The sequence below is a fragment of the Streptomyces xingningensis genome (assembly GCF_054957865.1).
On record NZ_JBDJPF010000017.1, the window covers coordinates 61,992 to 80,132 of the forward strand.

General features: G+C 69.0%; 16 protein-coding genes. 9 read left to right on the plus strand and 7 right to left on the minus strand.

What is annotated here, in order from left to right:
• Window positions 1–43: 43 nt before the first annotated feature.
• From ABCR83_RS11770 to folC, 4 genes are all read right to left on the minus strand, one after another.
• Window positions 44–1,063 (minus strand): rod shape-determining protein, encoded by a 1,020-nt coding sequence (locus tag ABCR83_RS11770; protein WP_004950903.1) that lies wholly within the window; start codon window positions 1,061–1,063, stop codon window positions 44–46.
• A gap of 312 nt (window positions 1,064–1,375) precedes the next feature.
• Window positions 1,376–1,789, minus strand: a complete 414-nt coding sequence (gene ndk, locus ABCR83_RS11775) for a nucleoside-diphosphate kinase (RefSeq protein WP_462694856.1) — start codon at window positions 1,787–1,789, stop codon at window positions 1,376–1,378.
• Between the two features lie 66 nt (window positions 1,790–1,855).
• Window positions 1,856–2,191: a DUF4233 domain-containing protein gene (locus tag ABCR83_RS11780; RefSeq protein ID WP_462694857.1), complete on the minus strand. Its 336-nt coding sequence runs from the start codon at window positions 2,189–2,191 to the stop codon at window positions 1,856–1,858.
• A gap of 1 nt (window position 2,192) precedes the next feature.
• Window positions 2,193–3,770 carry a bifunctional tetrahydrofolate synthase/dihydrofolate synthase gene (gene folC / locus ABCR83_RS11785; protein ID WP_462694858.1) on the minus strand — a complete coding sequence of 526 codons (1,578 nt, stop codon included), beginning with the start codon at window positions 3,768–3,770 and terminating at the stop codon, window positions 2,193–2,195.
• Between the two features lie 139 nt (window positions 3,771–3,909).
• Between folC and ABCR83_RS11790 the strand changes: the two genes are divergently transcribed.
• The 5 genes from ABCR83_RS11790 (at window position 3,910) to ABCR83_RS11810 (ending at window position 9,811) form a co-directional block, all read left to right on the plus strand.
• A complete protein-coding gene (locus ABCR83_RS11790) occupies window positions 3,910–5,052 on the plus strand; it encodes a sensor histidine kinase (RefSeq protein WP_462694900.1) in 1,143 nt (380 codons plus the stop codon).
• Window positions 5,049–5,738, plus strand: coding sequence for a response regulator transcription factor (locus ABCR83_RS11795; RefSeq protein WP_462694859.1), 690 nt, complete (start codon window positions 5,049–5,051; stop codon window positions 5,736–5,738). Before ABCR83_RS11790 ends, ABCR83_RS11795 begins: the two co-directional genes overlap by 4 nt.
• A 197-nt stretch (window positions 5,739–5,935) precedes the next feature.
• Window positions 5,936–7,066: a non-hydrolyzing UDP-N-acetylglucosamine 2-epimerase gene (wecB, locus tag ABCR83_RS11800; RefSeq protein WP_462694860.1), complete on the plus strand. Its 1,131-nt coding sequence runs from the start codon at window positions 5,936–5,938 to the stop codon at window positions 7,064–7,066.
• A gap of 68 nt (window positions 7,067–7,134) precedes the next feature.
• Window positions 7,135–8,499, plus strand: a complete 1,365-nt coding sequence (locus ABCR83_RS11805) for a glycosyltransferase (RefSeq protein WP_462694861.1) — start codon at window positions 7,135–7,137, stop codon at window positions 8,497–8,499.
• A 142-nt stretch (window positions 8,500–8,641) separates the two neighbouring features.
• Complete coding sequence (locus ABCR83_RS11810) at window positions 8,642–9,811, plus strand: hypothetical protein (protein ID WP_462694901.1); 1,170 nt, start codon at window positions 8,642–8,644, stop codon at window positions 9,809–9,811.
• 96 nt (window positions 9,812–9,907) lie between these two features.
• Here ABCR83_RS11810 and ABCR83_RS11815 read toward each other — a convergent pair whose 3' ends face one another.
• Window positions 9,908–12,538: a valine--tRNA ligase gene (locus ABCR83_RS11815; RefSeq protein ID WP_462694862.1), complete on the minus strand. Its 2,631-nt coding sequence runs from the start codon at window positions 12,536–12,538 to the stop codon at window positions 9,908–9,910.
• Window positions 12,539–12,864: 326 nt separating this feature from the next.
• Here ABCR83_RS11815 and ABCR83_RS11820 point away from each other — a divergent pair, with 326 nt between their 5' ends.
• From ABCR83_RS11820 to ABCR83_RS11830, 3 genes are read left to right on the plus strand one after another with little or no spacing between them, the layout of a single operon-like run.
• Window positions 12,865–13,635, plus strand: coding sequence for a hypothetical protein (locus ABCR83_RS11820; RefSeq protein ID WP_462694863.1), 771 nt, complete (start codon window positions 12,865–12,867; stop codon window positions 13,633–13,635).
• A gap of 37 nt (window positions 13,636–13,672) precedes the next feature.
• Entirely contained in the window at window positions 13,673–14,590 is a 918-nt protein-coding gene (locus ABCR83_RS11825; protein WP_462694864.1) for a hypothetical protein, read from the plus strand.
• A 37-nt stretch (window positions 14,591–14,627) separates the two neighbouring features.
• On the plus strand, window positions 14,628–15,509 hold the full coding sequence (locus tag ABCR83_RS11830) for a hypothetical protein (RefSeq protein WP_462694865.1): 882 nt from the start codon (window positions 14,628–14,630) through the stop codon (window positions 15,507–15,509).
• Between the two features lie 28 nt (window positions 15,510–15,537).
• Here the strand turns inward: ABCR83_RS11830 and ABCR83_RS11835 are convergent, their stop codons facing one another.
• Both ABCR83_RS11835 and ABCR83_RS11840 read right to left on the minus strand, forming a co-directional pair.
• A complete protein-coding gene (locus tag ABCR83_RS11835; RefSeq protein ID WP_462694866.1) occupies window positions 15,538–16,128 on the minus strand; it encodes an N-acetyltransferase family protein in 591 nt (196 codons plus the stop codon).
• A gap of 15 nt (window positions 16,129–16,143) precedes the next feature.
• On the minus strand, window positions 16,144–17,460 hold the full coding sequence (locus ABCR83_RS11840; RefSeq protein WP_462694867.1) for a hypothetical protein: 1,317 nt from the start codon (window positions 17,458–17,460) through the stop codon (window positions 16,144–16,146).
• 241 nt (window positions 17,461–17,701) lie between these two features.
• On the opposite strand from ABCR83_RS11840, the gene ABCR83_RS11845 reads away from it, so the two are divergent.
• On the plus strand, window positions 17,702–18,088 hold the full coding sequence (locus ABCR83_RS11845; RefSeq protein ID WP_462694868.1) for a DUF6415 family natural product biosynthesis protein: 387 nt from the start codon (window positions 17,702–17,704) through the stop codon (window positions 18,086–18,088).
• The last annotated feature ends 53 nt before the right edge of the window (window positions 18,089–18,141 follow it).

Here is an 18,141-nt window from a genome sequence, read left to right on the forward strand (position 1 = left end):
TTGTGCCTGTATATCAGGTTGTTTCGGGCGGTTTGGCATTCGGCTAGCGGCGAGGCTGGGCGTCCAGCACCTGCTGGAGGGCCTCGAACTCCTCGACACACTTGCCGGATCCGAGCGCGACGGAGTCCAGCGGGTCCTCGGCGATGTGGATGGGCATGCCGGTCTCCCGGCGCAGTCGCTCGTCGAGGCCGCGCAGCAGGGCGCCACCGCCGGTGAGGACGATGCCCCGGTCCATGACGTCGCCGGAGAGTTCGGGCGGGCACTTGTCGAGCGTGGTCTTGACCGCGTCGACAATGGAGTTGACGGGTTCCTCGATGGCCTTGCGGACCTCGGCGGCCGAGATCACCACGGTCTTGGGCAGCCCGCTCACCAGGTCGCGGCCGCGGATCTCGGTGTGCTCGTCCTGTTCCAGGTCGTACGCCGAACCAATGGTGATCTTGATTTGCTCGGCGGTGCGTTCGCCCAGCAGCAGGCTGTACTCCTTTTTGATGTGCTGGATGATCGCGTTGTCCAGTTCGTCGCCCGCGACCCGGATGGACTGCGCCGTGACGATCCCGCCCAGCGAGATCACGGCGACCTCGGTGGTGCCGCCGCCGATGTCGACGACCATATTGCCGGTGGCCTCGTGGACCGGCAGGCCGGAGCCGATCGCGGCGGCCATCGGCTCTTCGATGATGTGCACCTGGCGGGCACCGGCCTGGGTGGACGCCTCGATGACGGCGCGGCGCTCGACACCGGTGATGCCGGAGGGCACACAGACGACGACCCGGGGGCGGGCCATCCAGCGCCGCTTGTGGATTTTGAGGATGAAGTAGCGGAGCATCCGCTCGGTGATCTCGAAGTCGGCGATGACGCCGTCCTTGAGCGGCCGGACCGCGACGATGTTGCCCGGGGTTCGGCCGATCATCTTCTTCGCCTCGGCACCCACCGCCAGGATGCCGCCGGTGTTGGTATTGATGGCGACGACCGATGGCTCGTTGAGTACGATCCCGCGACCTCTGACGTACACCAGCGTGTTGGCGGTCCCGAGGTCGACAGCCATGTCACGGCCGATGAACGACATGTTGTTCCCCATGAGGATACGTCTGGCCTTCCCAACTGGAGCGATTGCTTACTTGAGGTCGGCAGGTGGTGCGCTGCGGTGCGCGGAAACTTCATCGTAGTCGCGCCCGGCGGAACTCCCCCAGCTAACGCTGGGAGACGCCCCCAGGTGCGGCGGTTGCTCCGCCATTGTCAGCGGAACACAAGCCCTCCCCGGTAATGGTGACGTCGTGTCGGAGTGAGAGGTTCCCCCGTTCGGCACGGCATATGTCAGAGGGCGACCGAAAGGAAATCGGTCGCCCCTGATCAGAATGGGCGCGCGCCTGATCAAGTATCAGGCAAGGCCCGGAAAGAAAATCTTGATTTCTCGCTCAGCGGACTCCTCGGAGTCCGAGGCGTGGATGAGATTCTCGCGCGTGATGGTGCCGAAGTCGCCACGGATGGAACCGGGGGCGGCCGAAATGGGGTCGGTCGGCCCGGCCAGTGCCCGTACGCCCTCGATGACCCGTTCGCCCTCGACGACCATCGCCACGGCCGGACCGGAGGACATAAAGCCCATCAGGGGCTCGTAGAAGTCCCGGCCGAGGTGCTCGGCGTAGTGCTGCTCCAGCGTCGCCCGGTCCAGGGTGCGCAGCTCCAGCGCGGTGATCGTCCAGCCCGCCTTGCGCTCGATGCGGGCGATGATCTCGCCGACCAGGCCTCGCCGGACCGCGTCGGGCTTGAGGAGGACGAGGGTGCGCTGGCTCATACTGCGGCTCCTTGCGGGCGATCGAGTGTGGTGGGCCAGAGGGTACAGGGGCCCGGAACCACGGAGTTACGCCGCCTCCGCGGCAAACCGCGCCTTCGCCTCGTCGATCTTCCGCCCATAGTGGACGGACGCCCACCACAGGCCGCCGAAGACCACCCCGAGGATGAACATCATCGGGACCACGAAGCCGCTCGCCAGCAGGGCGATCTGCAGCACCCAGCCCAGCTGCACGCCACCGGGACGGGTGAGCATCCCGCACAGCAGCACGCTCAGCGCCATCGCGCTGCCGCAGACCGCCCAGACCGTGCCCGTCGGCACGTCCGACAGCTTCATGGCGACCAGGCCGGCGAATCCGATGACGAAGAATTCACCGATCAGAGTGCTCGCGCACAGCGTCCGCATATCAGCTCCTCCCCAGCAGCAGCCGGGCCTCGCCCACCGTGAACACCGAGCCGGTCACCAGCACGCCCGCGCCGGCGAACTCGCCCTCCTCCTCGGCGAGGGTGATCGCCGCCTCGAGGGCGTCGTCCAGCCGCGGCTCCACCTGCACCCGCTCGGCGCCGAAGACCTCGACCGCCAGTGCGGCCAGCTCGTCCGCGTCCATGGCGCGGCCGGTGGAGTTGCGGGTCACCACCACCTCGGCGAGGACCGGTTCAAAGGCCTCCAGCAGCCCCCGTACGTCCTTGTCGGAGCTGGTGCTCAGCACGCCGATCAGCCTGCTGAAGCCGAAGGCCTCGGTGACGGCCTCGGCCGCGGCCTGGGCGCCCGCCGGGTTGTGGGCGGCGTCCAGCACCACGGTCGGGCTGCGGCGCACCACCTCCATCCGGCCCGGCGAGGTGACCGAGGCGAACGCCCGGCGGACCACCTCGATGTCGAGCGGGCGGGCGTGCTGCGCGCCGATGCCGAAGAACGCCTCGACCGCGGCCAGCGCCACCGCGGCGTTGTGCGCCTGGTGCGCGCCGTACAGCGGGAGGAAGATCTCGGGGTATTCGCCGCCCAGCCCGCGCAGGGTCAGCAGCTGCCCGCCGACCGCGACCTCCCGGCCGACAATGCCGAACTCCATGCCCTCCCGGGCGACCGTGGCATCCACCTCGACCGACCGCTTGAGCAGCACCTGTGCCGCGTCCACCGGCTGCTGGGCCAGCACCACGGTGGCGTCCGGCTTGATGATCCCGGCCTTCTCGACGGCGATCTCGCCGGGCGTGGAGCCCAGCCGGTCGGTGTGGTCCAGCGCTATCGGGGTGACCACCGCGACCGTGCCGTCGATGACATTGGTGGCATCCCAGGTGCCGCCCATGCCGACCTCGACGACCGCCACATCGACCGGGGCGTCCGCGAAGGCCGCGAAGGCCATGCCGGTGAGCACCTCGAAGAAGGACAGCCGGAACTCCTCGCGCTCGTCGACCATCCGCACATAGGGCTCGATGTCGCGGTAGGTCTCGATGAAGCGCTCGGCGCTGATCGGGGCGCCGTCCAGGCTGATCCGCTCGGTGACGGACTGGACATGCGGGCTGGTGTAGCGGCCGGTGCGCAGGTCGAAGGCGGCCAGCAGCGCCTCGATCATGCGGGCGGTGCTGGTCTTGCCATTGGTGCCGGTGATGTGGATCGAGGGGTACGCCCGCTGTGGCTCGCCCAGGATGTCCGTCAGCGCCCGCATCCGCACCAGCGACGGGTCCAGCTTGGTCTCGCCCCAGCGCCCCGCCAGCTCGGCCTCCACCTCGCGCAGCGCCCGGTCCACCTCCGGGTCCGCCGGGCGGGCCGGCACGCCGTCGCCCTCGGGCGGCCCGGCCTGGGCGCGCAGGGTGCGGCTGCCTGCCTCGATCACGGCCAGATCCGGATCCCGGTCCGTCTCGGCCTCGACGATCTCGTCGAACCGGTCGTTGCTCCCGGTGTCACCGGATTCACCGGCGGCACGGTCGGCGTCATCGGCGTTGTTGTCGTTGTTGTCGTTGTTGTTGGCGTTTCGGGGGCGCTCGCTCACGCCGTCCAGTCTACGGAGCCGGTACGACACCCAGGTCGCCGACCGGGCCGGGCCGCGATTCCGGCCCCGCCCAACAGGAGCGCATCCCTCCGCTTTGGCATACGGTTTTTCCGGATATAGACGAGAGCTGGTGAGCGCGATGGGTTCCGAGGACCGGAACCGGCTGCAGGCGGTCCTGGAAGCACTCCCCACCGGCGCACTGCTGCAGAGCCCGGCGGACCAGGTGCTGGCCGTCAACCGGCGGTTCATCCAGATGTTCGACCTCGAGGGCCGGGTGGACCTCTCCCCCGGCGCCCCCCTGGGCCCCGTCATCCCCCTCGTACGTGCCTTCTTCACCGCCGACTACACCGGCCCCCGCGTCCCCGGCGAGCTCCTCGCCCGCCGCCATGTCCACCGGACCGCCGAGATCCCCCTCACCGACGGGCGCACCATCCGCCGCCAGGTCGAGCCGCTGCGCCACGCGGGCGAATACCTGGGCGCGCTGTGGACGTTCACCGACCTCACCGAGGCCAAGCGGCGCCGGCACGACCTGGAGCGCGACAATGTGGCGCTCACCGAGCTGGCCCGGCAGCGCAACGCCTTCACCGCGGCCGCCTCGCACGAGCTGCGCACCCCCCTCACCACCGTGATCAGCTTCGGCGAGCTCCTCACCGACCCGGCCTTCGGCGCCCTCACCGCCGAACAGCGCTCCTTCGTCGACGCCATCCGGCGCAACGGCGAGCGCATGCAGCGGGTGATCTCCGACCTGCTGTTCACCACCCGGATGCGGGCCACCGGGCCGGAGCTGGAGTTCGGCCCGGTCGACGTCCCCGCCATGCTCACCGACGCCGTCCTGGAGACCCTGGGCCCGGCCCGGCCGGCGCCCGCCTTCACCGTCCTGCACTGCACCCCCGGCCCCGCCCTGCGCGGCGACCGGCACCGGCTCCAGCACGTACTCGGCAATCTGCTCGAGAACGCCGCCAAGTTCACCCCGCCCGACGGCCGGATCACCGTCACCGCCGCACCGCAGGGCGCCTACTGGGAGATCTCCGTCGCCGACACCGGAATCGGCATCCCGGAGAGTGCCCGGGAGGACATCTTCACCGGCTTCGTCCGCGCCTCCAACGCCCGCACCGGCGGCTACCCCGGCACCGGCCTGGGGCTCGCCATCGGCCGCACCCTCGTCGAACTGCACGGCGGCACCCTCACCGCCGGCGGCACCGAGGGCGCGGGCGCCGTCTTCACCATCCTGCTGCCCATCGCGGGCCCGCCGGACCGGCCCGCACCGCGGAGCGCGCCATGACCCGGGTGCTGGTCGTCGAGGACGACGCCGACCTCGCCCTGGCCCTGCGCACCCTGCTCACCCGGGCCGGTCACGAGGTCGTGCACGCCGAGGACGGCCGCGAGGCCCTCCGCCTGCTCTTCGCCGAACGGCCCGGCCTGCTGATCCTGGACATCGGCCTGCCCGAGCTCGACGGCTGGGAGGTGCTCGAACGCACCCGCGACCTCAGCGACCTGCCGGTCCTGCTGCTGACCGCGCGCGGCGCCGAGACCGACCGGGTGCGCGGACTGCGCTCCGGAGCCGACGACTACCTGCCGAAGCCCTTCGGCAACGACGAGCTGCTCGCCCGGGTGGAGGCCCTGCTGCGCCGCAGCGCGCCCGGCCGCTGGGCCGGTGACTCCTTCGAGGACGGGCTGCGCCTGGTCCCCGAGCGGCGCTCGGCGGTCTGGCAGGGGCAGGAGGCCCGGCTCAGCGACATCGAGTACCGGCTGCTGCAGATCCTGGTCCGCAACCGGGGGCGGGTGATCACCACGGACCAGCTGCTGGACCGGGTGTGGGACGACCCGGAGGGCACCGGCCGGGAGCGGGTGAAGTTCGCGGTGCTGCGGCTGCGGCGCAAGCTGCGGCAGGCGGCGGGGGACGAGGCCGCCGATCCGCTGGAGGCGGTACGGGGGCTGGGGTACCGGTACCGGACGGACGGGGACTAGGGCGAGCGGGGCACGCCCCGAGACCGCTTGACCCGATCACCGGGCCGAACGCCCCCGCCCTCCGCGGGACCAAGGTCCCGACTCCCGCCCGCGTGGCGAATCGCAACCGTCCGGCAACCGGAACCCATCCGGACGCGCAACCGACACCCCACAGCCTCTGGAGCTGACCCCGCACCGCCAGCCCCAGGAGCTTTCGCATGTCCCTCCCCGCTCGTAGCGTCGCCATCGTCCTCGGCACCCGCCCCGAGCTCGTCAAGCTCACCGACCTCGTTCGCCTTCTGGGCCCTGCCGCCCACCTGGTGCACACCGGTCAGCACTACGACGAGGACCTGTCCGGCCGCTTCCTGACCGAGCTGGGCCTGCCCGAGCCCACCTTCCTGACCGGCGTCGGCGGCCGGCCGCGCGCCGTGCAGATCTCCGCCGCCCTGGCCCAGCTCGACGCGCTGTTCACCGCCGAGCCCCCGCTGGCCGTCGTCGTCCAGGGCGACACCAATGCCGCCCTGGCCGGTGCGCTCGCCGCCAACGCCCGGGCCATCCCCCTGCTGCATGTCGAGGCCGGGCTGCGCAGCCACGACCGCAACATGCCCGAGGAGCACAACCGCGTCCTGATCGACCGAATCGCCGATGTGCTGTGCGCGGCCACCCCGGACAACCGGGCCAATCTGCTCGCCGAGGGCATCGAGGACGCCCGCATCGCCCTCACCGGCAACACCGTCGTCGAGGCCGTGCGCAACCAGCTCCCGGACGCCGCCGAGCGCGCCGCGCTCCTGGTGCGCCACGGGCTGACCGCCGACTCCTACGTCCTGGCCACCGCGCACCGCCCGGAGAACACCGACTCCCCCGCCGCCCTGCGCGCCCTCCTCACCGAGCTGGCCGCGCTCGCCGCCGACGGCACCCCCGTGGTCCTGCCGCTGCACCCGCGCACCCGCTCCCGGATCGCCGCCGCCGGACTGGCCGAGCTGCTCGCCCCGCTGGTGGTGACCGCGCCCCTGGGCTACTCCGAGTTCCTCGCCCTGGCCCGGCACGCCGCACTGATCGTCTCCGACTCCGGCGGGGTGCAGGAGGAGGTCACCGTCCTCGGCCGCCCGCTGATCGTGGTACGCCGCTCCACCGAACGGCCCGAGGCCATGGCCGACTTCGCCGACCTGGTCGAGCCCGGCCCGCGCATCGGCGAGCTCGCCCGCCGCCGGCTGGCCCAGGGCGCGCCGGGCCTGGCACACCTGGCATCCCTGCCGAGCCCGTTCGGCGACGGCCTCGCCTCCGAGCGCATCGCGGCCCTGCTGGCCCGGATCGCCGAGGCCGCCACGCCGGTGCGGCTCGCGGCCTGACGACCTGGTCGTCACCGCCGCCCCGCCCGCCCGCCGGAATTCACCCCAGACACACCAGGAACTCCCGCATGCTCACCCACCCCCTGCTGTTCGCCTTCCCCTTCTTCCTCCTCGCCTGCTTCCTCCTCTACTGGGCCGGCGCCCGCCACGCCTATCTGCGCCGCCCCATCGCCGAGCACGGCGACCCCGGCAGCCTCGACTGGCACTTCTTCGTGCCCTGCCGCGACGAGGAGGCCGTCGTCGCCACCACCGTCGGACGGCTGCGCGCCGACCACCCCCGCGCGCACGTCTGGGTCATCGACGACGACAGCGAGGACCGCACCGGCGCGATCGTCGCCGAACTCGCCGAGGAGGACCGCCGGGTCCACCTGGTGCGCCGCCACCGCCCCAACGCCCGCCAGGGCAAGGGCGCCGCGCTCAACACCGCCTACGACGAGCTGAACCAGTTCCTGTCCAAGGACACCGACCGCGAACGCGTCGTCATCTGCGTCATCGACGCCGACGGCCAGCTCGACCCCAACGCCCTCAACGTGGTCAGCGGCCCGGCCGGCTTCGCCGACCCCGAGACCGGCGGCGTCCAGGTCAGCGTCCGGATGCGCAACACCGAGGACCGCCGCCCGCTCGACGGCCACGGCAGGGTCCGCAACGCCCTCGCCCGGCTGCTGGTGCGCATGCAGGACATGGAGTTCTCCGTCTCCAACGCCGGCATGCAGCTGCTGCGCGGCCGCACCGGCTCCGTCGGCCTCGGCGGCAACGGCCAGTTCACCCGCCTCGCCTCGCTGGACCGCATCGCCGAACACGAGCGCCGTCCCTGGAAGCACGGCGCGCTCCTGGAGGACTACGAGCTCGGCCTGCACATGATCCTCAGCGGCGACCGAATAGCCCACCTCGCCGACACCTGGGTCTCCCAGGAGGGCCTGCCGCACGGCCGCCGGTTCCTCACCCAGCGCACCCGCTGGGCCCAGGGCAACCTGCAGTGCGTCCGCTACGCACCGCGCATCATCTCCTCGCGCCACTACAGCGGCAAGGGCGTTCTGGAGACCCTCTACACCTTCCTCCAGCCCGTCGCCCATCTGGCCACCCTCGCGCTGTGCGCCGTGATGTTCGCCTTCATCGGGCTGACCGTCGCCGAGGACGGGGCCGGCGAGGCCTTCGGCGGCATGCTCGCCCTGTGGCCGCTGGTGCTCTGCCTGGCCGTGGTCTCCGTCCTGCCGTTCGTGCTGTGGGGCCCGGTCTACCGCCGCGACCGCGCGCCCGGCCGCTCGCTGCTCACCGCCCTGCTGTGGGGGCTGGCCCTGTGGCTGTACGCGTACCACCTGTTCCCGGTGTCCGCCCGGGGCTTCGTCCGGATGCTGCGCGGCCGCAACGGCTGGGCCAAGACCCGCCGCAACGCCGAGAAGATCGAATCGGGACCGGTCGCCATCGAAGCCTGATGCCATGTTTTGGATCACACCTTGATCCAAGACGTAACCTCTCCTCCAATTCCGCCATCTGACCGCCGGTGACAGTTGTGCCCGGGCCCGGTCCGGGTGGCGGAACAGGAGCGTTGTGCGGATACCGCAACTCAGCAATCGGATGCACTTGTTGCTGCTCACCGCGTGGGCCGTGCTCTGGTTTGTCGTCGTCGAGCCCAGCGGCGGCTTCTCCTGGCACTATCTGCGCACCGGTGGCGAACTGATCTACCAGAACCCCACGGGCGATGGCGGACTCAACCTCTACGCCCGCCACCCCGAGCTGCAGATGGGCCCGGTCAGCTTCCTGGCCGCGGGCCTGTTCAACCCCTTCCCCGCCGAGGTCGGCCAGGTGCTCGCCGAGGCGCTGATGTCCGGCCTGGGCCTGGTGATCCTGGTACTGGCCGGGCGCAGCGCCGCCCGGCACTTCCTGGGTACCGGCACCAACCACCAGCGGCTGCGGCGGCGGGTCCTCATCGCGGGCCTGGCCTTCATCCCCATGTGGACCGAGGTGGCGGTCCGCTTCGCGCATCTCGACGATGTCCTCGCGCTGTTCTTCACCGCGCTCGCCGTCTACCACCTGACGCGCTGCAACGCGGCCGCCACCAGCATCTGCATGGCGCTCGCCCTGGACTCCAAGCCGACCGCGCTCGCCTTTCTGCCCCTCCTCCTCGCCCTGCCCAAGGGGCGCTGGCTGCGCGCGGGCCTGTGGTGCGCGGGCCTGGTGGCTGTCGCCTGGCTGCCGTTCTTCCTGGTGGATGTGCACTCCTTCGCCGCGGCGAAGTTCACCATCCCCAACAACCCCGCCTCCGCGCTCCGTTGGCTCGGCGGCAACACCCCGGTGACGCCCGACTGGGCCCGCCCCGCCCAGGCCGCGCTCGGTCTGGTGCTGGGCGCGGTCGCGGTGTGGCGCGGCCGCTGGGCGGCGGTGGTGCTGCTGGGCGCCAACGCCCGTATCCTCCTCGACCCCAGCGTCTACACCTACTACACGGCATCGGTGCTGCTCGGCACCCTGCTGTGGGATGTGTGCGGGCAGCGTCGCCTGGTGCCGCTGTGGAGCTGGCTGGCGCTGATCGCCCTCTACGGCAGCGTCTTTGTCGTCCACGACAAACCCACCCAGGGCCTGATCCGGCTCGCCTTTGTCGCCGTGTCGACGGGATATGTCCTCTGCTGGCCGCAACGCGACCGCCGGGACCGCAATCACCGGCCCCTCGACCGGGTGGAGGAGGAGCCACTGGAGGGGCCTTGGGGACCCATGTGGGACCCGGGGCGTACCCGGCCGTGGTCGCGTTAGCGCCCACCGGCAACCGGCACGACGGAGGCCCCGCGCTCCTGAACCGAAGTCGGAGCGCGGGGCCTCTCGTATGGGCCCGGTCGTATGGGCCCGGTCTCAGCCCTTCGGCAGGGCGGCCAGCTGCGCGGTGATCCGCTCGATGTCGGCCTCGGCCGTGGCCAGCCGCTTACGGATCTTCTCCACGACGTTGTCGGGGGCCTTGGCCAGGAACGCCTCATTGCCCAGCTTGGCGTTGGCCTGTGCCTTCTCCTTCTCCGCCGCACCGAGGTCCTTGGCCAGCCGCTTGCGCTCGGCCTCGAAGTCGATGACACCGGACAGGTCGAGGGCGACCGTCGCACCCGCCACCGGCAGGGTCGCGGTGGCGTGGAAGCCCTCCCCGGCGGGCTGCAGCCGCAGCAGCTGCCGGATCGCGGCCTCGTGGGCGGCCAACCCCGAAGACTCCGTGCCCGAGAGACCGAGCTGCGCCGGGACCCGCTGGCCGGGCTGGAGGCCCTGGTCGGAGCGGAAGCGGCGGACCTCGGTGATCACCCGCTGGAGCTCCTCGATCTCCCGCTCGGCGGCCGCGTCCCGGAAGCCGGAGTCCTGCGGCCACTCCGCGATGACCAGCGACTCCTTGCCGGTGAGCGTGGTCCACAGCGTCTCGGTGACAAAGGGGACGATCGGGTGCAGCAGCTTGAGCGTGACGTCGAGGACCTCGCCGAGGACGCGGGCCGAGACCTTGGCCGGCTCGCCGCCGCCCATGAAGGTGGTCTTGGACAGCTCGACATACCAGTCGAAGACCTCGTCCCATGCGAAGTGGTAGAGCGCATCGGAGACCTTGGCGAACTGGTAGTCCTCGTAGTGCGCGTCCACCTCGGCGACGGTCGCGTTCAGCCGGGACAGGATCCAGCGGTCGGTCGCCGACAGCCGCTCGGCGGACGGCAGTTCGCCCTCCACCGTCGCGCCGTTCATCAGCGCGAAGCGGGTGGCGTTCCAGATCTTGTTGGCGAAGTTGCGGGACGCCTGGACCCAGTCCTCGCCGATCGGCACATCGGCACCGGGGTTGGCGCCCCGGGCCAGGGTGAAGCGGACGGCGTCCGAGCCATAGGCGTCCATCCAGTCCAGCGGGTCGACCGAATTGGGGTTGGACTTCGACATCTTCTTGCCGTGCTCGTCACGGACCAGACCGGTCAGCGCGATGGTGTGGAACGGCGCGACCCCATCCATCGCATACAGACCGAACATCATCATCCGGGCGACCCAGAAGAAGATGATGTCGTGGCCGGTGAGCAGCACATCGGTCGCATAGAACTTCTCGAGGTCCGGGGTCTGCTCCGGCCAGCCCAGGGTGGAGAAGGGCCACAGCCCGGAGGAGAACCAGGTGTCCAGGACATCGGTCTCCTGATGCCAGCCCTCACCCGTCGGCGGCTGCTCGTCCGGGCCGACGCAGACGGTCTCGCCGTCCGGGCCGTACCAGACCGGGATGCGGTGGCCCCACCACAGCTGGCGCGAGATGCACCAGTCGTGCATGTTGTCGACCCAGTCGAAGTAGCGCTTCGACATGTCCTCGGGGTGGATCTTCACCCGGCCGTCCCGGACCGCGTCACCGGCGGCCTGCGCGAGCGGCTCGACCTTGACCCACCACTGCATGGACAGCCGCGGCTCGACGGTCGCCTTGCAGCGCGAGCAGTGGCCGACGGAGTGGACGTACGGCCGCTTCTCGGCGACGATCCGGCCCTGCTCGCGCAGCGCGCCGACGATCGCCGAGCGTGCCTCGAAGCGGTCCAGGCCCAGGAACGGGCCGTGCACGGTGATGTTGCCGCGCTCGTCCATCACGGTCATCGACGGCAGGTCGTGGCGCTGGCCGATGGCGAAGTCATTGGGGTCGTGTGCCGGGGTCACCTTGACGGCACCGGTGCCGAACTCCGGGTCGACATGGGTGTCGGCCACCACGGGAATGGTCCGGTCGGTCAGCGGCAGCTTGATCCGCTTGCCGATGAGATGCGCATAGCGCTCGTCCTCCGGGTGGACGGCCACGGCCGTGTCGCCGAGCATCGTCTCGGCACGGGTGGTCGCGACGACGAGCGAGTCCTCGCCCTCGCCATAGCGGATGGAGACGAGCTCGCCGTCGTCCTCCTGGTAGTCCACCTCGATGTCGGAGATGGCGGTGAGACAGCGCGGGCACCAGTTGATGATGCGCTCGGCGCGGTAGATCAGCCCGTCGTCATAGAGCCTCTTGAAGATCGTCTGGACGGCCCTGGAGAGGCCCTCGTCCATGGTGAAGCGCTCCCGGGACCAGTCGACGCCATCGCCCAGCCGGCGCATCTGGCCGAGGATCTTGCCGCCGTACTCCTCCTTCCACTGCCAGACGCGCTCGGTGAACGCCTCGCGCCCCAGGTCCTGGCGGGACTTGCCCTCCTCGGCGAGCTGCTGCTCGACCTTGTTCTGGGTGGCGATGCCGGCGTGGTCCATGCCGGGCAGCCACAGCGACTCATAGCCCTGCATCCGCTTGCGGCGGGTGAGGGCGTCCATCAGCGTGTGCTGGAAAGCATGGCCCAGGTGGAGGGTGCCGGTGACATTGGGCGGGGGGATGACGATGGTGTACGGCTTCTTGCCGCTCTTGGCGTCGGCTGCAAAGTAACCCCGCTCTACCCAGCGCTCATACAGCGGCCCCTCTACTTCGGCCGGCGCGTACTGGGTCGGCAGTTCGGGGGCGCTGTTGTCTGGCTGCTGAGTGTTCTCGGTCACGGACGGATTCTACGGGGCACCACGGACAGCCCACGAACCCGTTTCCGCCCCCAGGCGCGGCCCCCGGCGCCCCGTCCGGAAAGATGTCCGAATGCCCCCTCTCCTCCCGCCCGGCGACGCCAACGGACCGGCCGAGGCGACGGCCAAGATCCGCGATGAGATCCGCTATGAGACCCGAAAGGACAAATAACCCCCAACCGCCCATTCCTTACCGCTGTTTCAAAACCGTTGCACCCCCGGCGTAAAGCCGGGATAAGCCATCGGCAAGGATGATGCATTCCCCTGTGCGTCCCGCACGGCGAACCAAAGAAAGACCCAGACACACCATGAGCCATATCCAGCCGGGCCCCTACGGCCAGCCTCCCCAGCCCCCGCAGCGCGGCGGCAAAGGCAAGACCCTGGGCATCGCCATCGGCGCGGTGGCGCTCATCGGCGCGATCGGGGGCGGGGCGTACGCCCTCCTGAAGGACGGCGGCAACGACGGCCCGGGGGCGAAGCCCTACACCATCGCCCTCCCGGACAAGCTGCTGGACGGACAGTACGCCAAGAAGCCGGAACCGAAGGACGACAAGCCGAGCGACGGCCGCAACGACGAGATACTCAAGAAGCGCGGCATCGTCAACGGCACGGAGATCTCCGGGTCCTACGCCAATGACGACCGGCAGACCCTGTATATCGGCGGCGCCTATGGCGAGCTCGCCGACGCCAGGAAGACGGTAGACGCCAAGATCGCGATTCTGGACAAGGATCTGGAGCAGACCTCCTTGCCCGTGGAACAGGGCTCCGTCAACAAGACCGAGCTGGTCACGCCCTGGACCGAATTCCATCCGGCAGGCTTCGACGGCATCGTGCTGAAGTGCTCCCTCAAAAAGGCCACCACCACCTTCACCACCTTCACCAATGACCGGCAGTACAGCCAGTGCGTCTGGGGCGACGGCAGCGCCGTGGGCACCGTCATGCACAAGGTGCAGAAGAGCACCTCCATCCTTGGCCGGTCGCTCGGCCCGACCGTCAACTCCTCCGGCAAGGCGATGTCCGCCAAGGAACTCTCCGAGGCGACGGCCAAGGTCCGCGGCGAAGTACGCAAGGACAAGTAACCACCCCTGCAAGGCGATTGGCCGGAGGAGAACCAGGATGAGTCACGACCAGCCCAACCCCTACGCCCAGGGCGACCCCCATGGGCAGCCCGGCTACGGCTCCTATCCCCCGCCCCCGGGCCGGCCGCCCCAGCAGCCGGGCCCGTACGGCCCCTACGGAACACCCCCGCAGCAACCGCCGTACGACCAGCCGCCTTACGGCCAACAGCCCTACGGGCAGCAGCCCTATGGCATGCAGCAGCCGGGAATGCCCGCCCCCTACCCGCCGCCGATACCCCCGCAGCGCGGCGGCAAGGGCAAGGTCATAGGCATCGTCGTCGGCGCGGCGGTACTGATCACCGCGATCGCGGGCGGGGCGTATGTGCTCTTCAAGGGCAGCGACGGCGGGAACGTCAAGCCCTACACGATCGTCCTCCCGGACAAGCTGCTGGACGGGAAGTACACCAAGGCCGCGGGCTCGGACAAGACGCACGACGAAAGCAACGACAAGAAGCTCCGGGACCACGGCATCACCAATGCGAAGGGGGTATCCGGGGCTTACCTCAAAGACGGCAAGCAGGACCTGAATGTCATCGGCCTCTATGGAAAGCTCGCCGACCCCAAGAAGGCGGTCAATGACATGATCGCGGACATTGAGGAAAAGCAGCAGAAGACCACGACGTCCAAGGTCGAAATCGTTACGCCCTTCACGGAGTTCCACCCGGACGGCTTCGATGGCATGGTGCTGAAGTGTACCGTGAGAAGGGTCAGCTCCACCTTCGACTCCATCAGTAAAGAGTCGCAGTACAGCCAGTGCATCTGGGGTGACACCAGCGCCCTCGGCGTCATCAGCCAGCGGATGGAGAAGGGCTCACCCTTCGGCTCGGGCACCGACTCCTCCGGCCGGCTGATGTCCGCCAAGGAGATGTCCGAGGCGACGGCCAAGATCCGCAACGAAGTCCGCAAGGAGAAGTGACAACTCCGGCAAGGCGATCGGCCCCGAAGGAGCCCCTATGAGCCACGGTCAGCCCAACCCATACGGCCAGCCCAACCCATACACCCAGGGCTCCTATCCCCCACCCCCGGGCCGGCCGCCCCAGCAACCGCCGTATGGCCAGCAGCCCTACGGCATGCAGCCGGGAATGCCCGCCCCCTACCCGCCACCGGCACCCCCGCAGCGCGGCGGCAAGGGCAAGGTCATCGGCATCGCCGTCGGCGTGGTGGTCCTCATCGGCGCGATCGGAGGTGGAGCCTATTCCCTTTTCAAGGGTGCCGACGGGGGCGACGGCAAGGTGAAGCCCTACACCATCGCACTGCCGGACAAGCTGCTGGACGGGCAGTACTCGAAGAAGACGACACCGCTCTCGGAGCGACTGTCGAAGATGACCAACGAGAAGGTCGCCAAGGCCGTCAACATTCCCAACGGCAAGGCGGTCAGCGCCTCTTACGACAATGCCCAGAAGCAGGGCCTGTCCGTGGTGGGCGACTATGGCGACGTCGCAAATCCCCGCAAGGCCGTGGACGACTACCTGGCGGTTCTGGACAAGCAGCAGAAGGAGAACCAGCAGAACCTCAAGGACAACCAGGGCGACATCAAAGTCGAAACGGTGACGCCCCTCACCGACTTCCACCCGAATGGTTTCGATGGAGCGGTGATGAAGTGCGAGTCACAGAAGTCCACCATCACTGCGAAGTCCACCATCACCAACTCCGAGCAGTCGACGACGATGGAAGTCGCCTTCTGCATCTGGAGCGATTCCAGTGCTGTTGGAATCGTTCAGCACGAGGTCTCCAAGAGCGACGGCCCTGAGGACTCCACCGGCAATGTGATGCCCATCAAGGACCTGTCCGAAGCAACGGCCAAGGTCCGCAACGAGGTTCGCAAGGAGAAGTGACGGGCCGCACGCACAGCGAGCCGTTCGGTCAGCAGTCCGGCGCGCACGTCCCGGCCGAGAGGGTGTACAAGAGCAACAAATCGAAAACCGGTCCGTCAGGCGCGTTCTGATATGGTCCGGCATACCGATATCCAAGCCGCTCATAGAGACTACGGCCTCGCGTGTTCTCGGGCAGTACGAGCAGCGAAGTCCACTGCGGCCCGACCGACTTGAGCAACGCGGCATGCAAAGCCGACCCGATGCCTCGAGACTGCCACGGTGGACGGACAGCCAGCTCGCACAAGCCCATGAGATGCTCCGTTGTACGAGCCTGCTCAGGAATTTGTGGGAGCAGTTCAGCACCGAACCAGTATGCGGGCGTGCAGGGGAACCCATAGCCGAACCCAACCAAGGTGCCGTCTGTGTACGCCCCGACGAGGCTGAAACCTTCATGTGCAAGGTGCCCCGTGACCTGGCGGCGGAAAGAGTCGACAGACAGCCCTTCAACCCGAGACTCACACGACCCGACGAGTTCCGGATGCGCATCCGCCCAGATGTCGGCGAGCGTATCGAGCAGAGGCAGGATCTCGCCGGGTCCATAGGTGTGAATCACAGCGTCCGCATGATTGCCTGGGTTCACGAACCGTCTTCCCCTTCATCTGAAACTGATGGCTGTGCGGTACTCCTCAAGCCAGTCGGCAACTGCCGGGTGACGGGAGTGACGTTGCAGCGCACCCGCAACGTTCTGCAGTGACTGCAAGAGCCTGTCGGAACGCACCTCAGGAAGGAACGCCAGCACGCGACCCGCCGCCTCGACAGCGGCTTCAGGGTCCGGGCGGTCCCGCACAGCATGTTGGATGGCAACATCGGCCGTGTACAAGGCGCGATTGCGGGCGAAGCGCTCACCGTGCAGGAGAATGGCCTGCTCGGCACCAGCAGCAGCCCGCTCATGCTGACCGAGGTCGGCACGACAGAGTGATTCCAGCCCGGCGAGCTCCCCAGGATGGAAGAACTCCAGCCAGTCGGGGTCACTGTCGTGCCCGCCCTTGGCATACGAGGTATGGGCTCGGACGATCGCGCGATCTGTCATGACGCGGTCCCCGGTAAGCGCCCAACCACCGGCCTCGCGCATGTGGAAGAGGGCAAGCATGCGCGGTGAGCCGAGCGTGCAGGCGGCAGTTTGCGCGGCTTGCGCGGCGGAGATCGCTTCACGCGGACGCCCTGACGCCTTGGCAAGCAAGGACAAGCAGCTGAACGCGAGCGCTTCCAGCCCGAGATCACCGGCGATCCTGGCTGAGGCGAGTGCCTCGTTGTAAAGCGAGCGGGCATCAGCAGCCCGGCCTGAGTCATAGGAGAGCCAGCCAGAGGCGATGGCCAGAAAGCCCGTGGCCGACCTGAGGCATCCCCCCGTCCGTTTGGTATAGGTGCCCTCTTGTAACCACAGATAGGCCGTGTGCAGCGCCTCAGCCGCGGCCCGCCGCAGCTGGGCAGACCCATGGTCGTGATCGTGTTCATACATGACCCGCACAACCTGGGTCACGCTCCGCACCTCACCCATTCCAACCCTTCCTGCCCATCGTTCGACCCCCCGGACACGGGTCGGCAGGGCAAGCGCCACACCCGCTCCATCGAGCAGAAAAGCACGCCGTTCCACGTCACTCTCCTCCGCCGAGCCGACCGCACCGATGACAACCGGGGCGTTGACGGGCGGTCGAGTTGAGGCGATGTGAAAGCCAAGCTCGGTCATGGAACGGCCGGTCATCTGCGTGAGGATGCGCCGATACGCGGGGCGTGGACAGGCAACAGTGCCGTCCTCCCATGCGGCGATAAGCCGGGTTGCACAGCCAACGTTCTCCCCCATCGCACGCCCGGCGTCGCCAACTGCCTTCGCGAATTCCTGGCGACTCATCTGGAATTCCAGCTCACGTACAGCGCGGAGCCGGAGATTGGGGGCGGCGCGTCTGGCGGCCATGTCGCCTCCGAGTAGCTCTTGAGGCATCACCGGGCGCAGTGAACGTACCGCGCCCACACGGCTCTTGCCCTATGTTCGAATAGCTCTCACCCTTCGCACACGAACTTGCATCGTTCTTGCATCCTCGTGGCCTCGTGGACGAGCTGAGATCAGTGGTTGCTTGGGATCACGCCTCAGGAGGCGTCGTGATCAGCGTTCCATCGTGCGGGCGCTGCCCTTCATCCCCTACAGGAGCCCACCCATGCACCCCCACGACCCCCAGCAACCCCCGCCCCTCATGACCCTCATGACCGGCGACAACACCCCCCTGGACCTCACCACCATCCGCGCCACCATCCGCCGCGCCCTCCAGGAGCGAGTCACCCGCCCACCCCTCCGCGAGATCGACGAACTGACCCGCACCCTGCGCGCGCACCTTGAACTCATGCTCGCCGAAGCGCAATCCCGGGCCGATCAGCTCACCACCGGCACTGTTGCCAAAAACCGCTGGGACGCCCTCATCGACCAGGTCCGCACCGACCTCGACTTCGGCACCGGCGACCACCGCCCCGTCCGCTGCGCCGCCGACGCATACCTGCAAGTCCTGGGCCGGGACGCCCGCTTCCTCGCCGACTGCCTCGACGAGTGAGCGCCCCCGGCAAAGGGGATCGCTGCTTCTGGTGAGGGACGACGGGAATCCCC

Excerpts from the sequence above, each read along its gene's own strand:
- ABCR83_RS11805 (WP_462694861.1), top strand. The coding sequence starts at position 7,135 with ATGCTCACCCACCCCCTGCTGTTCGCCTTCCCCTTCTTCCTCCTCGCC.
- ABCR83_RS11810 (WP_462694901.1), top strand. The coding sequence starts at position 8,642 with ATGCACTTGTTGCTGCTCACCGCGTGGGCCGTGCTCTGGTTTGTCGTC.
- ABCR83_RS11840 (WP_462694867.1), bottom strand. The coding sequence starts at position 17,460 with ATGGCCGCCAGACGCGCCGCCCCCAATCTCCGGCTCCGCGCTGTACGT.
- ABCR83_RS11830 (WP_462694865.1), top strand. The coding sequence starts at position 14,628 with ATGAGCCACGGTCAGCCCAACCCATACGGCCAGCCCAACCCATACACC.
- ABCR83_RS11845 (WP_462694868.1), top strand. The coding sequence starts at position 17,702 with ATGCACCCCCACGACCCCCAGCAACCCCCGCCCCTCATGACCCTCATG.
- ABCR83_RS11770 (WP_004950903.1), bottom strand. The coding sequence starts at position 1,063 with ATGTCGTTCATCGGCCGTGACATGGCTGTCGACCTCGGGACCGCCAAC.
- wecB (WP_462694860.1), top strand. The coding sequence starts at position 5,936 with ATGTCCCTCCCCGCTCGTAGCGTCGCCATCGTCCTCGGCACCCGCCCC.
- ABCR83_RS11780 (WP_462694857.1), bottom strand. The coding sequence starts at position 2,191 with ATGCGGACGCTGTGCGCGAGCACTCTGATCGGTGAATTCTTCGTCATC.
- ABCR83_RS11820 (WP_462694863.1), top strand. The coding sequence starts at position 12,865 with ATGAGCCATATCCAGCCGGGCCCCTACGGCCAGCCTCCCCAGCCCCCG.
- ndk (WP_462694856.1), bottom strand. The coding sequence starts at position 1,789 with ATGAGCCAGCGCACCCTCGTCCTCCTCAAGCCCGACGCGGTCCGGCGA.
- ABCR83_RS11825 (WP_462694864.1), top strand. The coding sequence starts at position 13,673 with ATGAGTCACGACCAGCCCAACCCCTACGCCCAGGGCGACCCCCATGGG.
- ABCR83_RS11795 (WP_462694859.1), top strand. The coding sequence starts at position 5,049 with ATGACCCGGGTGCTGGTCGTCGAGGACGACGCCGACCTCGCCCTGGCC.
- ABCR83_RS11790 (WP_462694900.1), top strand. The coding sequence starts at position 3,910 with ATGGGTTCCGAGGACCGGAACCGGCTGCAGGCGGTCCTGGAAGCACTC.